The sequence below is a fragment of the Escherichia sp. MOD1-EC5950 genome (assembly GCF_002965345.1).
Classification (GTDB): Bacteria; Pseudomonadota; Gammaproteobacteria; order Enterobacterales; family Enterobacteriaceae; genus Escherichia; species Escherichia marmotae.
In genome coordinates this window covers 88,723-104,898 of record NZ_PTSR01000011.1, presented here as the reverse complement: position 1 = coordinate 104,898, position 16,176 = coordinate 88,723, and the positions used below count along the sequence as shown (strand labels likewise).

The 16,176-nt window shown below is 50.5% G+C and carries 10 protein-coding genes; 6 read left to right on the top strand and 4 right to left on the bottom strand.

Annotated features, from left to right (window positions below):
- Nucleotides 1–62: 62 nt before the first annotated feature.
- A complete protein-coding gene (gene yfaL, locus BEA93_RS13175; RefSeq protein WP_061090393.1) occupies nucleotides 63–3,809 on the bottom strand; it encodes an AIDA-I family autotransporter adhesin YfaL/EhaC in 3,747 nt (1,248 codons plus the stop codon).
- Nucleotides 3,810–4,498: 689 nt separating this feature from the next.
- Here yfaL and nrdA point away from each other — a divergent pair.
- The 3 genes from nrdA to yfaE all read left to right on the top strand — a co-directional run bounded on the left by nrdA (nucleotide 4,499) and on the right by yfaE (nucleotide 8,233).
- Entirely contained in the window at nucleotides 4,499–6,784 is a 2,286-nt protein-coding gene (gene nrdA, locus BEA93_RS13165) for a class 1a ribonucleoside-diphosphate reductase subunit alpha (protein WP_001075189.1), read from the top strand.
- Between the two features lie 64 nt (nucleotides 6,785–6,848).
- Nucleotides 6,849–7,979 (top strand): class Ia ribonucleoside-diphosphate reductase subunit beta, encoded by a 1,131-nt coding sequence (gene nrdB / locus BEA93_RS13160; RefSeq protein WP_000332038.1) that lies wholly within the window; start codon nucleotides 6,849–6,851, stop codon nucleotides 7,977–7,979.
- A complete protein-coding gene (gene yfaE / locus BEA93_RS13155) occupies nucleotides 7,979–8,233 on the top strand; it encodes a ferredoxin-like diferric-tyrosyl radical cofactor maintenance protein YfaE (protein WP_000135039.1) in 255 nt (84 codons plus the stop codon). Before nrdB ends, yfaE begins: the two co-directional genes overlap by 1 nt.
- A gap of 253 nt (nucleotides 8,234–8,486) precedes the next feature.
- Here the strand turns inward: yfaE and inaA are convergent, their stop codons facing one another.
- From inaA to glpT, 3 genes are all read right to left on the bottom strand, one after another.
- Nucleotides 8,487–9,137 carry a lipopolysaccharide kinase InaA gene (gene inaA / locus BEA93_RS13150; RefSeq protein WP_105224646.1) on the bottom strand — a complete coding sequence of 217 codons (651 nt, stop codon included), beginning with the start codon at nucleotides 9,135–9,137 and terminating at the stop codon, nucleotides 8,487–8,489.
- A gap of 241 nt (nucleotides 9,138–9,378) precedes the next feature.
- Nucleotides 9,379–10,455: a glycerophosphodiester phosphodiesterase gene (glpQ, locus tag BEA93_RS13145; protein ID WP_000779068.1), complete on the bottom strand. Its 1,077-nt coding sequence runs from the start codon at nucleotides 10,453–10,455 to the stop codon at nucleotides 9,379–9,381.
- A 4-nt stretch (nucleotides 10,456–10,459) separates the two neighbouring features.
- The gene (gene glpT / locus BEA93_RS13140) at nucleotides 10,460–11,818 is read right to left on the bottom strand and encodes a glycerol-3-phosphate transporter (protein ID WP_000948746.1); all 1,359 of its coding nucleotides are present in this window, start codon (nucleotides 11,816–11,818) and stop codon (nucleotides 10,460–10,462) included.
- Between the two features lie 272 nt (nucleotides 11,819–12,090).
- Between glpT and glpA the strand changes: the two genes are divergently transcribed.
- The 3 genes from glpA to glpC are packed head-to-tail and all read left to right on the top strand — an operon-like array spanning nucleotide 12,091 to nucleotide 16,155.
- Nucleotides 12,091–13,719 (top strand): anaerobic glycerol-3-phosphate dehydrogenase subunit A, encoded by a 1,629-nt coding sequence (glpA, locus tag BEA93_RS13135; protein ID WP_016248990.1) that lies wholly within the window; start codon nucleotides 12,091–12,093, stop codon nucleotides 13,717–13,719.
- Nucleotides 13,709–14,968: a glycerol-3-phosphate dehydrogenase subunit GlpB gene (gene glpB, locus BEA93_RS13130; protein ID WP_105224645.1), complete on the top strand. Its 1,260-nt coding sequence runs from the start codon at nucleotides 13,709–13,711 to the stop codon at nucleotides 14,966–14,968. The genes glpA and glpB overlap by 11 nt, the downstream gene beginning before the upstream one ends.
- Nucleotides 14,965–16,155, top strand: coding sequence for an anaerobic glycerol-3-phosphate dehydrogenase subunit GlpC (gene glpC, locus BEA93_RS13125; protein WP_001000345.1), 1,191 nt, complete (start codon nucleotides 14,965–14,967; stop codon nucleotides 16,153–16,155). The genes glpB and glpC overlap by 4 nt, the downstream gene beginning before the upstream one ends.
- The last annotated feature ends 21 nt before the right edge of the window (nucleotides 16,156–16,176 follow it).

Here is a 16,176-nt window from a genome sequence, read left to right as displayed (position 1 = left end):
GCTCCAGTAGGCCGGATAAAGCATTTACTCCGCATCCGGCAACGATGCCGGGCGGGCAGTAATTACCATTTCACCGTCATCGACAAAAATCCTGCCGTCTGGGCAAAATCATCACTTCCCTTCTGCCACGCCACGCTGCCGCGCAGGGAAACTCGCTGGCTAATATTGCCTGTTATCCCCACTTTTATTTCACCACGCTGCTTCGCCACATCATCGCTAATATTGCTGCCATCTTCTTCAATTTCTGCCGAATGAGGATCGTGATAATAATTCAGATCCAACGTTGGCGTGACATGAACGACGGTATGCCATTCGCTGTGTAATCCCAACCGCATCTGAATATCATCACCCTGCGATTGGGACACCCGAGCACGGTTAGCGGCGGTGAAATCATTTTGCTTCACGCCCTGATAGACAACCTGCGCTTGCGGTTCAATTAATACGCCGCGCATCGGTAACCACTGATACCCCGCCTCCAGCGACGCAACGATCCCTGATGAACGATAATGGTCCACGCCATCGCCTTGCTCGCTGACATCGTTATTAAACCAGGCATATTGCAGCCAGCTATCAAGCCATGCCCCCTGCTTTTGACTGCCATGCTGAAACCAGCTTGATGTCAGACCAACGGCATAACCGCGGTTCTGGTTATCGGCACGGGTTGAGGTGATATTCGAGCGACTATATCCCTGGTTATTGCTGTAGCTTCCAACGCCCGCCAGTGTCCATTCGCCATCATCCCCCCAGTTTTCACTTAACAGGTTGCCACTAAGCTGTATCGTAGAAGTGTCTTCGTGCAGGGCCATTTGCCCCACGGCAGTGTAATGCTCGTGCCCACCCAAAATGCGTAAATGTAGCGATTGACTGTTGCCACCGGCATGGTCGCGTCTCTCCATCACAAATGCCTGGTTTACCGCTCGCAGGTTATTAAGATATCCCCCGGTTTTCGCATTCAACACAGGCTGGTAAACAGGCGTCGGGGTTGGTGCAGGATCAGGCGTGGGATCGGGAGTCGGTTCCGGCTCAGGTAGCGGCGTCGGAGTCTCTTTTTGCGAACGCAAATACCAGTCGCTGTTATCTTCCACCAACATATAGTCGTAAGCGCCCATATTGACGTAGCCGCTGCCCGCCAGACTAAACTGCGCATTGTTCTGAAATTGTGTGGGATCGGCATTGAAATCAACCACTTTAATACCTGTGGATGTCGGCTCGCCAATGCCAGTAATCGGGTTAATCACTACCGTGGTGTTACCGGAGGTATTGCCGTTAAGTACCAGCAGATCGCTTACAGAATCATTGCCGTCTAATTCACTATCGAGCAGCAACGTACCGCCGCCATTGTAATCGCCATTCACCGTCAGTGTGTCGCCAGCAGCACCATTTTGCAGACTCACCTCACCGGAAGTATTGGTCAGATCACCATTGACCGTCACGTCTGAAAGGTAAGTCAGGCTGTCAGTTTCAAGATTGGTATTAAGCTCACCGGTCAACACCGTACCATCGGAGACATTGACCAGAGTACCGCCACCGATAAACAGTGAGGCATCCAACGCGGCGGAAGTCTCCTGTCCGGTTAAACGTAAGACGGTGCCATCGCTGATATCGATAGTGCCGCTGGAAGTCGCATCAATAGACTGAATATCCTGATCCGCACCAGTCTCGAACGTAGCCCCATCACCGACCCACAACGACGAAACATAAGGAAAGATATCCGCAACATCACCTTTCAGCGTGCCTTCCTCCACTCGCACCGCCGACTGCGCCGTACCACTGGCGGTCAGTTCCAGGGTGCCTGCGCCTGTTTTCGTTAGTGTGCTGCCAGCATCCTGATCCTGCCCACTACTGTCGGCCATCAACGCCCCCCATTGCGTGTAGACCCCCGCATCAACTGCGACTTCACCATCAGCGCGCATTTCGATATTACGCCCATGCCCCGCCGTCGCTGAGCATGTGTCAACATCTGCAGTTATCTCCATTACACTATTTTGCTGGTTATCGGTAAAAATGACCTGACGGTTGTAATCCGTATCGCCAAGCTGTGAATTATCGCTAACGATCAGCGTTCCCGAAGCGATTTGCGTAGTGCCCAGATATGGATTGTCATTCGCCAGGCTTACCTGTCTATCACCTGCATCCACCACCACATAGACACCTTTTTTCCCGTCATCGCCAATATGCAGATCGTCGCCGCCATAGAGATCGGCAACGTCCTGACTGCCAATCACCGTGCCGCCACTGCCGCTAATTTCCAGACCATCGTTTTCTGCCGTACCACTCTGCCAGGTAGTAAAATCGGAAAGATCCAGCACACCATTGTTTAGCACGATTGACTGTGGATCGTTCTGCATCGCCGCCAGGTCATCAGCATTACCGGTTAAGGAGAGAATCGCCCCGTCTTCCACCACAATATCGCCGGTCAGTGCCATCGACTGCGCTCCCGTCAGAACATAACTACCGTTTTCAGCAATAGTCAGTTGCCCATCCCCCTGAACAGTCCCGGCAAAACCGCCCTGGTTGACAGTAACATTACCACCGGCGTCAATATTTAAAGTGCCATTCTGAAAACCCGTTAACGAATGTACAAATGTTTGCTGAGTCGTTCCAACGTTAAGCTCAGCCTGATTATCTGTCTGTCCGATACTGCCAACGCTCAGACCATAGCAATTTTGCGGATTGTTTTGGCACTGATTGTCACCAACATTCATCAGCGAATTATTCCGCCCCAACATGACTTCACCGTTTTTAATTCTCATCTCACCGGTAAAATCATTGTTATCAGCGTTAAGCACCAGTTCGCCCGCTCCGGCTTTGGTAATAAAGCCCGTCCCCGCAATGGAATCGATAGCCCCATCATTTTTCGTACTGCCAATGATCAAAGTTTTACCAGCCGCAATATCAAAACGAATCTCACTTGACCCCATATACAGAAAGCCTCCTGCCGCTGCCGAAGCCTCTTCACCGTAAGCAGATGCACTGTTATTCACATCTAATAATACGCCCTCGTTCTGGCTATAACTGTCATCAACAGCGATATCAATAAGATAAGGAGAAATTGCGTTGCTGGTATAAATTGCACCACCATAACCTTCGGCAGTGTTATTTATAAATGAAGTATTATTAATGACTGTAAAGCCTGATGGATGTGTTTTATCGTTATTATTATCGGTAATATCGATAGCTCCACCATCGCCATCACTGTAACTCGTTGATGTATATGCCTGATTATTATTAAAAACCGTGTTGTTTAAGTAGACATTATTATTAATTGAATATATTGCGCCACCTTTGCCATCGTTAGCAATATTATCTGTAAATACAGCATTGGTGACGCTAAGATCAATATCACCAACGTCATTTGTTCCCGCGGAATAGATCGCCCCCCCATACCCCCCTGCCACATTGCTGTCAAAAATAACCTGAGTAAGATTCAGCGTTGAATTTTCTTTCGCAAAGATAGCCCCGCCATTATTATACTCACCACTCACGGTATTATTTTCAAACAGCGTCATCCCTGTTCCGTCTTGTGCTGACAATGTGAAATTGGCACCTTGTTGTAAAAATACCGCACCTCCACTGGTATCATTTTTCATAGAAGAAAAAATAAGCCATTGCCCGTCAGCAACATTCCAGACCTGTGTACTACCTGAAAGGCTCTGGCGACTGGCCCGGCAACTGGCTATAACGTTAACACCCTGACATGAAGGCATAATCTGCGACGCTGCATTCGCTCGTGTAAACGCACATGCAACGACAGCCAGAAAAATTAAGAGATATTCTTTCCTGATAAAAACAATCCATTTTTTATTCATAATCTGACAGCCTGTGAGAAATAACACGCCATCATTAAAAGACATATTACGATTGTAGATAATGACTAATTGTAAGCAAGAAGAATTTAAAACCTATATACTAAAAATATTATCTTCTGAAAGAGATTAATTATTCTTTTTGATATTCACTAAATTATGAAATAACAATAATTAAAACACATCAAACTGATTAATTCGTTTCTTGTTTACCTGGAATAATCAACATAGCAAATTTTTATTTCACATCTGCTGATTAAAAAATACCGCTTCCGTGAACCACAACCATTTACATTCGCTCACATCATAAACATAACATTAAGTCACAACGTGATATGAATTTGTGCTGGTATCAATTTTCGCCACTCCTGACATAAGCGCAATAAATAACCTGGATCAATAATTATCTCAAATTGAACGTTCAAGAAATCACCGAACGGTTATTTTTAACAATTTTTTCTCTTCCCATTGACTTTCCCGGACACCTTGTCTGACCTAAGGTGCGTGGAAGCCACTTTTCCCGTTGCGACTTATCCACAAAGTTATGCACTTGCAAGAGGGCCATTTTCACACTATCTTGCAGTGAATCCCAAACATACCCCCTATATATAGTGTTCATTGCGACTTTCCTTACTACAGGTAGTCAAAGCGATGCTATTGCGGAAAGTATTCCAAAAACAGGTACGACATACATGAATCAGAATCTGCTGGTGACAAAGCGCGACGGTAGCACAGAGCGCATCAATCTCGATAAAATCCATCGCGTTCTGGACTGGGCGGCAGAAGGGCTGCATAACGTTTCGATTTCCCAGGTCGAGCTGCGCTCCCACATTCAGTTTTATGACGGCATCAAGACCTCCGACATCCACGAAACCATTATCAAGGCTGCCGCTGACCTGATCTCCCGTGAAGCACCGGATTATCAGTATCTCGCCGCGCGTCTGGCGATCTTCCACCTGCGTAAAAAAGCCTACGGCCAGTTTGAGCCGCCAGCGCTGTACGATCACGTGGTAAAAATGGTTGAAATGGGCAAATACGATAATCATCTGCTGGAAGACTACACGGAAGAAGAGTTCAAGCAGATGGACACGTTTATCGATCACGACCGTGATATGACCTTCTCTTACGCTGCTGTTAAACAGCTTGAAGGCAAATATCTGGTACAAAACCGCGTGACCGGAGAAATCTACGAGAGCGCCCAGTTCCTCTATATTCTGGTTGCTGCGTGCCTGTTCTCGAATTACCCGCGTGAAACGCGTCTGCAATACGTGAAGCGTTTTTACGATGCGGTTTCCACGTTTAAGATTTCGTTGCCGACGCCAATCATGTCCGGCGTGCGTACCCCGACTCGCCAGTTCAGCTCCTGCGTACTGATCGAGTGCGGCGACAGCCTGGATTCCATCAATGCCACCTCCAGCGCAATCGTGAAATACGTTTCCCAGCGTGCAGGTATTGGCATCAACGCCGGTCGCATTCGTGCACTGGGTAGCCCGATTCGCGGCGGCGAAGCGTTTCACACGGGTTGTATCCCGTTCTATAAACATTTCCAGACCGCAGTGAAGTCCTGCTCCCAGGGCGGTGTACGCGGTGGTGCAGCTACGTTGTTCTACCCAATATGGCATCTGGAAGTTGAAAGCCTGCTGGTGCTGAAAAACAACCGTGGGGTTGAAGGCAACCGCGTGCGCCATATGGACTACGGTGTACAAATCAACAAGCTGATGTATACCCGTCTGCTGAAAGGTGAAGATATTACCCTGTTCAGTCCATCCGATGTTCCGGGGTTATACGACGCGTTCTTTGCCGATCAGGAAGAATTTGAGCGCCTGTACACCAAGTATGAGAAAGACGACAGCATCCGTAAACAGCGCGTGAAAGCGGTTGAGCTATTCTCGCTAATGATGCAGGAACGCGCGTCTACCGGTCGTATCTATATTCAGAACGTTGACCACTGCAACACCCACAGCCCATTTGATCCGGCTGTTGCGCCAGTGCGCCAGTCTAACCTGTGCCTGGAAATCGCCCTGCCGACCAAACCGCTGAATGACGTCAACGACGAAAACGGTGAAATCGCGCTGTGTACGCTGTCTGCTTTCAACCTGGGCGCAATTAACAGCCTGGATGAACTTGAAGAACTGGCGATTCTGGCAGTACGTGCGCTTGATGCGCTACTGGATTATCAGGATTACCCAATCCCGGCGGCAAAACGCGGGGCAATGGGTCGTCGTACGCTGGGTATTGGCGTGATCAACTTCGCTTACTATCTGGCGAAGCACGGTAAACGTTACTCCGACGGCAGCGCCAACAACCTGACGCACCAAACCTTTGAAGCGATCCAGTATTATCTGCTGAAAGCGTCTAACGAACTGGCAAAAGAGCAAGGCGCGTGCCCGTGGTTTAACGAAACCACCTACGCAAAAGGGATCCTGCCGATCGATACCTACAAGAAAGATCTGGATGCTATCGCCAATGAGCCGCTGCATTACGACTGGGAAGCATTGCGTGAGTCGATCAAAACCCACGGCCTGCGTAACTCCACGCTTTCAGCGCTGATGCCGTCAGAAACCTCTTCGCAGATTTCTAACGCCACCAACGGTATTGAGCCGCCACGTGGTTACGTCAGCATTAAAGCGTCGAAAGACGGGATTCTGCGCCAGGTGGTGCCAGACTATGAACACCTGCACGACGCCTATGAGCTGCTGTGGGAAATGCCGGGTAATGATGGTTATTTGCAACTGGTGGGTATCATGCAGAAATTCATCGACCAGTCGATCTCTGCTAACACCAACTACGATCCATCGCGCTTCCCGTCAGGAAAAGTGCCGATGCAGCAGTTGCTGAAAGACCTGCTCACCGCCTACAAATTCGGGGTCAAAACGCTGTATTATCAGAACACCCGTGATGGCGCAGAAGACGCGCAGGACGATCTGGTGCCGTCAATCCAGGACGATGGCTGCGAAAGCGGTGCATGTAAGATCTGATATTGTGATGCCGGATGCGGTGTGAACGCCTTATCCGGCATTAAACTCCCAACAGGACATATTCATGGCATATACCACATTTTCACAGACGAAGAATGATCAGCTCAAAGAACCGATGTTCTTTGGTCAGCCGGTCAACGTGGCTCGCTACGATCAACAAAAATATGAAATCTTCGAAAAGTTGATCGAAAAGCAGCTCTCTTTCTTCTGGCGTCCGGAAGAAGTTGATGTCTCCCGCGACCGTATCGATTATCAGGCGCTGCCAGAGCACGAAAAGCACATCTTTATCAGCAACCTGAAGTACCAGACGCTTTTGGATTCCATTCAGGGTCGTAGTCCGAACGTGGCACTTCTGCCGCTGATTTCGATTCCAGAACTGGAAACCTGGGTAGAAACCTGGGCGTTTTCGGAAACTATTCACTCCCGTTCCTACACGCACATTATTCGTAATATTGTTAACGATCCGTCTGTTGTGTTTGACGATATTGTCACCAACGAGCAGATCCAGAAACGCGCAGAAGGGATTTCGGCTTACTACGACGAACTGATCGAAATGACCAGTTACTGGCACCTGCTGGGCGAAGGCACCCACACCGTTAACGGTAAAACCGTAACTGTCAGCCTGCGCGAGTTGAAGAAAAAACTCTATCTGTGCCTGATGAGCGTTAATGCGCTGGAAGCAATTCGCTTCTACGTCAGCTTCGCTTGTTCCTTCGCTTTCGCTGAACGTGAGCTGATGGAAGGTAATGCCAAGATTATTCGCCTGATTGCCCGTGACGAAGCACTACACCTGACCGGCACTCAGCATATGCTGAATCTGCTGCGCAGCGGTGCGGACGATCCGGAAATGGCGGAAATTGCCGAAGAGTGCAAACAAGAGTGCTATGACCTGTTTGTCCAGGCGGCGCAACAGGAGAAAGACTGGGCGGATTATCTGTTCCGTGACGGTTCAATGATTGGTCTGAACAAAGACATTCTCTGCCAGTACGTTGAATACATCACCAATATCCGTATGCAGGCTGTCGGTTTGGATCTGCCGTTCCAGACACGCTCCAACCCGATCCCGTGGATCAACACCTGGCTGGTGTCTGATAATGTGCAGGTTGCTCCGCAGGAAGTGGAAGTCAGTTCTTATCTGGTCGGACAGATTGATTCGGAAGTGGACACCGACGATTTGAGTAACTTCCAACTCTGATGGCTCGCGTTACCCTGCGCATCACTGGCACACAACTGCTGTGCCAGGATGAACACCCTTCCCTTCTGGCAGCGCTGGAATCCCACAATGTGGCGGTTGAGTATCAGTGTCGCGAAGGCTACTGCGGCTCCTGTCGCACGCGTCTTGTTGCAGGCCAGGTGGACTGGATTGCCGAACCGTTAGCCTTTATTCAGCCAGGGGAAATTTTGCCCTGTTGTTGCCGGGCAAAAGGCGATATTGAAATCGAGTTGTGATCGAGTACTAGTGCCAGATGCGACGCTGACGCGTCTTATCTGGCTTACAACGGCTTTTTGTAGGTTGGATAAGGCGTTTACGCCGCATCCAACATGGCATGCGCGAATAGTTGCCAGATGCGACGCTGACGCGTCTTATCTGGCCTACAACGGCTTTTTGTAGGTTGGATAAGGCGTTTACGCCGCATCCAACATGGCATGCGCGAATAGTTGCCAGATGCGACGCTGACGCGTCTTATCTGGCCTACAACGATTACATGGCGTAGTAATACGCTTTCACCTGTTCCCAGTCCGCTTTAGGGATCGACTCCAGATATTTCTCCAGTTGCCGGAAGTCATGATTAATCGCTTTATGGCGACGCAGACGACGGCGACTTTTCTCCAAATCAAGAAAACCGGCTTCTGGCTTACCTTCTGTTTTCACATAGATATGGCGAACGTAGCAGCAGCCGTGTTGACGATTAACGCTATGCATCTTTTTAAATGCCAGCGCCACTGCTTCCAACATTGCTTGCCGTACATCGTTGGGATAGGGCATTACTGCATGCTGTGCATACCAGTCAGCAATGCTGACAAAACCCGCCATATCTTCAGTCACCAGTAACGCACGCCATTCGCCATCAATTTTCACCGCTTCTCCAAAAACGATTTTCGGCACAATCACGCCAGCGCGTTCCAGATCTTTTATCACCGCAACCTCGCGCACAATCGTCGGGCGACCAAACGGATAGCGGATAGAATGAAACAGGTGCCGAGTCATGCGCTTTACATACAGCTTTTTGCCGTTGTGCTCGACGCATTGCACCCCACTCATGCCGTTGCGGCGGTAATTCGGTTTCTCAACCCAGTCACCTTCTGTAGCCCACCAATGATTGAATTCGTCGATTTTTGCTGAAACTGCCATACCCTGTCGCCTTGTTTTTATTGTTAACGACAATGACTATAGGTGTTCACCTTAAGAAAAACTTAATAAAAAGTGTTTCTTAAGGGATTTCATTTGTCGGGAACTCGTCATCTCACGCCAAAGAACAGCAAGCAAAGATAACCAACTGACTTTATTGAAGAATTAATTTCACTCTGACGTGAATGGGATTTTGAATGAAGGGAAATAGCGGATGGCACGTAAGTGCCATCCGAGACTGAAGTTACTCTTTATTGAGGAATTTTACTGCTTTATCCGGGAAGTCCGTAAACAGTCCATTAACACCCGCTTTGTTATACAGAGCGTCATACAGTTGATTCACATCGGTCGTATATTCTGGCAGCTTATCCGACCGCACGGTATAAGGATGCACAACCAACTTATTCTGCTGCGCGTCTTTCACCATTCCGGTAAGTTTAATATTGCCCGGCTGCGATGTCTCATCAATCACCATATGGTAATCCGGGCCAATGCCGTCAGCATATTCCGCTACCTGCTTCATGGCACCCGGCTTAAACATCCAGTCGTAACTGTAATTAACCCAGGTTCCATCTGGTTGTTTCTGCTGGGTTTCATTCCAGTCAGTATAGGCAATCAGTTGAACCAGATTAAGATCCATGCCCATTTTCGGTTCCAGCTCATTTTTAATGCGTTTCAGCTCATCAGCATCAAAGCATTGCAAATAAACTTTGTCATCTTTACCGGTGTAACCGTATTTTTTCAGCACTTCCAGGGTTTTAGCCGCAATATCTTTCCCTTCCTGATGATGAAACCACGGCGCTTTAATTTCTGGATAGATGCCGATATTTTTCCCCGTCGAGTGGTTTAACCCCTGAACAAATTCAATCTCTTCTTCGAAAGTGTGCACACGAAAGTCAGATTTCCCCATCGGGAAGCGTCCGGGGAAAGTCTGCACTTTTTTGCCATTTTCAATATCAAAGCCTTCAGTGAATTTTAAAGACTTAATTTCATCCAGCGTAAAATCTATCGCGTAGTAACGGCCATCTTTACGCGCCCGCTCCGGAAAACGCTCGGCCACATCAGTAACGCGGTCAAGATAGTGGTCATGCAGGACGACCAGATGGTCGTCTTTGGTCATCACTAAATCCTGCTCCAGATAATCCGCCCCTTGCGCATACGCCATCGCTTTTGCGGGTAGCGTATGCTCCGGCAAATAACCACTTGCGCCGCGATGGGCTATTACAATTTTCTCGCTGTTGTCTGCCGCCATTGCACTGCTTCCCATGATCATTCCACTCATCATGATCGCCATGCTAAGGTTTTTAAGTGTCAGTTTCATGCCATTAGCCTCCGTTGCGTTTTTGCTGTAATTCCTGATGGCGACGTTTTTCGCCAATCATCACGACAATTAACAAGATAACTGCCAGAATGCTGCCGCCAATCATCACCATGAAGCCGCCATCCCAGCCGAAGTAGTCAACGGTGTAACCGACAATTGCGCTTGCCGCCACAGAACCGCCAAGATAACCAAACAGCCCGGTAAAGCCCGCCGCCGTACCTGCTGCTTTTTTCGGTGCCAGTTCCAGCGCGTGCAGACCTATCAGCATGACGGGACCATAGATCAGGAAGCCAATGACAATCATGCAAACCATATCAACAGTCGGATTACCTGCCGGGTTCATCCAGTAAACAATAGTAGCGATGGTCACCAGAGTCATAAAGAAGACGCCAGTTGCCCCACGGTTACCGCGGAAGACTTTATCCGACATCCAGCCACACAGCAGAGTGCCCGGAATGCCCGCGTACTCATAAAGGAAGTAGGCCCAGGAAGATTTATCCAGCGCGAAATGCTTCACCTCTTTCAGGTAGGTTGGCGACCAGTCGAGGATGCCGTAACGCAGCAGATAAACGAATACGTTGGCAATAGCGATGTACCACAGCAGCTTGTTCGGCAGTACGTACTGCATGAAAATCTGCTTCGCAGTCAGTTCCTGTTCCGCTTTTTCGTTATAGTCGTCCGGATAATCATTTTTGTACTCTTCGATTGGCGGCAAACCACAGGATTGTGGGGTATCGCGCATCATGGCAAAAGCGAAAAGCGCCACCAGAATGGCACAGAAAGCAGGCATATAGAGCGCCGCGTGCCAGTCATTAAACCAGGCCATACCCAGCAGGAACAGCAGCGGCGGAATACCACCACCGACGTTATGCGCACAGTTCCATACTGACACAATGCTGCCACGCTCTTTCTGCGACCACCAGTGCACCATAGTACGACCACACGGCGGCCATCCCATTCCCTGGAACCAACCGCAGAGGAACAGAAGAACAAACATCACCGCAATGCTGGAAGTCGCCCACGGCACAAAGCCCATAAACAGCATCACTGCCGCCGCAAGAATCAAACCTGCTGGCAGGAAAACGCGCGGATTCGAGCGATCCGAAACTGAACCCATGATGAATTTCGAAAATCCGTAAGCAATGGAGATACCGGAAAGGGCAAAACCTAAATCCCCACGAGAGAATCCCTGCTCCACCAGATAGGGCATAGCGAGAGCAAAGTTCTTACGAACCAGATAGTAAGCGGCATAACCAAAGAATATCCCCAGGAAAATTTGCCAGCGCAATCGACGATAAGTCGGATCGATCTCCGCAGCAGGTAGGCGCGCTTTGTGTGGCGCTGGTTTAAAAATACTCAACATTTATAGCCTCCGTGGCCCGTGGTCTTATTTATGATTAACAGACTGATTCAATAGAAGAACCTGCCGTTTCTTGAGTGGCCGCGATGTTAATTAATCATTCATTTTATGAATGTGAATTACCGCACACATTATTAAATAAGATTGTCAAAATGTTCCGAAAGACGCATGAAATCACGTTTCACTTTCGAATTATGAGCGAATATGCGCGAAATCAAACAATTCATGTTTTTACTATGGCTAAATGGTAAAAAACGAACTTCAGAGGGATAACAATGAAAACTCGCGACTCGCAAACAAGTGACGTGATTATCATTGGCGGCGGCGCAACGGGAGCCGGGATTGCCCGCGACTGTGCCCTGCGCGGGCTGCGCGTGATTTTGGTTGAGCGACACGATATCGCAACAGGCGCGACCGGGCGTAACCACGGTCTGCTGCACAGCGGCGCACGTTATGCAGTAACAGATGCGGAATCCGCCCGCGAATGCATTAGTGAGAACCAGATTTTAAAACGCATCGCGCGTCACTGTGTCGAACCGACCAACGGCCTGTTTATCACCCTGCCGGAAGATGACCTCTCTTTCCAGGCTACGTTTATTCGCGCTTGTCAGGAGGCGGGGATCAGCGCGGAAGCCATTGATCCGCAGCAAGCACGCATTATCGAACCTTCCGTTAACCCGGCATTGATTGGCGCGGTAAAAGTCCCGGATGGCACCGTGGACCCATTCCGCCTGACCGCTGCGAACATGCTCGATGCAAAAGAACACGGTGCGGTTATCCTCACCGCCCACGAAGTCACTGGCCTGCTTCGTGAAGGCGCGACGGTGTGTGGCGTTCGCGTGCGTAATCATCTTACAGGCGAAACCCAGGCGCTCCATGCACCAGTGGTGGTGAATGCTGCCGGGATCTGGGGGCAACATATTGCCGAGTATGCCGATCTGCGTATTCGCATGTTCCCGGCCAAAGGATCGCTGCTGATCATGGATCACCGCATTAATCAGCACGTGATCAATCGCTGCCGTAAACCTTCTGACGCTGATATTCTGGTGCCCGGCGATACCATTTCACTGATTGGCACCACCTCTTTACGCATTGATTATGACGAAATTGACGATAATCGGGTGACGGCAGAAGAGGTCGATATCCTGCTGCGTGAAGGGGAAAAACTGGCTCCGGTGATGGCGAAAACGCGCATTCTGCGTGCCTACTCTGGTGTGCGCCCACTGGTTGCCAGCGATGACGATCCGAGCGGGCGTAATGTCAGTCGCGGCATCGTGCTGCTCGATCACGCCGAACGCGATGGCCTGGACGGATTTATCACCATTACCGGCGGCAAACTGATGACCTACCGTCTGATGGCGGAATGGGCCACAGATGCCGTCTGCCGCAAACTGGGCAACTCGCGCCCCTGCACAACCGCCGACCTGGCACTACCGGGTTCACAAGAACCGGCTGAAGTGACACTGCAAAAAATCATTTCCCTCCCTGCACCACTTCGCGGTTCTGCGGTTTATCGTCACGGTGATCGCACGCCAGCCTGGTTAAGTGAAGGCCGCTTGCACCGGAGCCTGGTGTGCGAATGCGAAGCTGTCACTGCAGGCGAAGTGCAATACGCGGTAGAAAATTTAAACGTCAACAGCCTGCTGGACTTACGCCGTCGCACCCGTGTGGGGATGGGGACCTGTCAGGGCGAACTCTGCGCCTGCCGCGCCGCCGGACTGCTGCAACGCTTTAACGTCACCACGTCCGCGCAATCTATCGAGCAACTGTCCACCTTCCTTAACGAACGTTGGAAAGGTGTGCAGCCCATTGCCTGGGGCGATGCGCTGCGCGAAAGCGAATTTACCCGCTGGGTTTATCAGGGACTGTGTGGTCTGGAGAAGGAGCAGAAAGATGCGATTTGATACTGTCATTATGGGCGGCGGCCTTGCCGGATTACTCTGCGGCCTGCAACTACAAAAACACGGTCTGCGTTGTGCGATTGTCACTCGCGGTCAGAGCGCGCTGCATTTCTCGTCCGGCTCACTGGATTTACTAAGCCATCTGCCAGATGGGCAGCCGGTGACAGATATTCACGACGGACTGGAAACATTGGGTCGCCTGGCCCCCTCCCATCCCTACAGCCAACTCGGCCCACAGCGCGTGCTCGACCTCGCTTGCCGGGCGCAGGCGTTAATTGCAGAAAGCGGTGCGCAATTGCAGGGCAGCGTAGAACTGGCTCACCAGCGGGTTACTCCTCTCGGCACGCTACGCTCAACCTGGCTAAGCTCACCAGAAATCCCAGTCTGGCCGCTGCCCGCGAAGAAAATATGCGTAGTGGGAATAAGTGGCCTGATGGATTTTCAGGCACACCTGGCGGCAGCCTCGTTACGTGAATTAAATCTTGCTGTCGAAACTGCTGAAATTGAATTGCCGGAACTGGATGTCTTACGCAATAACGCCACCGAATTTCGTGCAGTGAATATTGCCCGTTTCCTTGATAACGAAGAAAACTGGCCACTGTTGATCGATGCGCTTATCCCTGTTGCCAACACCTGTGAAATGATCCTGATGCCCGCCTGTTTCGGCCTGACCGATAACAAACTGTGGCGCTGGCTGAATGAGCAACTGCCCTGTTCATTAATGTTATTGCCAACATTGCCGCCTTCCGTGCTGGGTATTCGTCTGCAAAATCAGCTTCAACATCAGTTCGTGCGCCAGGGCGGTGTGTGGATGCCGGGCGATGAAGTAAAAAAAGTGACCTGCAAAAATGGCGTCGTCAGTGAAATATGGACCCGTAATCACGCCGATATTCCGCTACGTCCACGCTTTGCCGTGCTTGCCAGTGGCAGCTTCTTTAGCGGGGGGCTGGTGGCAGAACGCGACGGTATTCGCGAACCGATTCTCGGCCTTGATGTGCTGCAAACCACCACGCGGGGTGAGTGGTATCGAAGTGACTTTTTCGCTCCGCAACCGTGGCAACAATTCGGCGTGACCACTGACGAGGCGCTACGCCCGTCGCTGGCAGGTCAAACGATAGAAAACCTGTTTGCCATTGGTTCGGTGCTGGGCGGATTTGATCCCATCGCCCAGGGATGCGGCGGCGGCGTTTGTGCTGTCAGTGCATTACATGCTGCTCAACAGATTGCCCAACGCGCAGGAGGCCAAGAATGAACGATACCAGCTTCGAAAACTGCATCAAGTGCACCGTCTGCACCACCGCCTGTCCGGTGAGCCGGGTGAATCCGGGCTATCCGGGGCCAAAACAGGCGGGACCAGATGGCGAACGTCTGCGTCTGAAAGATGGCGCACTGTATGACGAGGCGCTGAAATATTGCATCAACTGCAAACGTTGCGAAGTCGCCTGTCCATCCGATGTGAAGATTGGCGATATCATCCAGCGCGCACGAGCAAAATACGACACCTCGCGCCCGTCGCTGCGCAATTTCGTTTTAAGTCATACCGACCTGATGGGCAGCTTTTCTACGCCGTTCGCGCCTATCGTTAACACCGCTACCTCACTAAAACCGGTGCGACAACTGCTTGATGCCGCGTTAAAAATCGACCACCGTCGCACACTGCCGAAATACTCCTTCGGCACCTTCCGCCGCTGGTATCGCAGCGTGGCGGCACAGCAGGCGCAGTATAAAGATCAGGTGGCGTTCTTCCACGGCTGCTTCGTCAATTACAACCATCCACAACTGGGTAAAGATTTAATTAAAGTACTCAACGCGATGGGAACGGGCGTGCAACTGCTCAGCAAAGAGAAATGCTGCGGTGTGCCGCTGATTGCCAACGGTTTTACCGATAAGGCGCGTAAACAGGCGATTATCAACGTGGAATCGATCCGCGAAGCTGTCGGAGCGAAAGGCATTCCGGTGATTGCCACCTCCTCCACCTGTACGTTTGCCCTGCGCGATGAATATCCGGAAGTGTTGAATGTCGACAACAAAGGCTTACGCGATCATATCGAACTGGCAACCCGCTGGCTGTGGCGCAAGTTAGATGAAGGCAAAACCTTGCCACTTAAACCGCTGCCGCTGAAAGTGGTTTATCACACCCCATGCCATATGGAAAAAATGGGCTGGACGCTCTACACCCTGGAACTATTACGTAAAATCCCTGGGCTTGAACTGACAGTGTTGGATTCTCAGTGCTGCGGTATTGCTGGTACTTATGGATTCAAAAAAGAGAACTACCCCACCTCACAAGCCATCGGAGCGCCACTGTTCCGTCAGATAGAAGAGAGCGGCGCAGATCTGGTCGTCACCGACTGCGAAACCTGCAAATGGCAGATTGAGATGTCCACGAGCCTTCGCTGCGAACATCCGATTACTCTGTTGGCCCAGGCGCTGGCTTAAACTCCCTTCTGATGCCCGGTA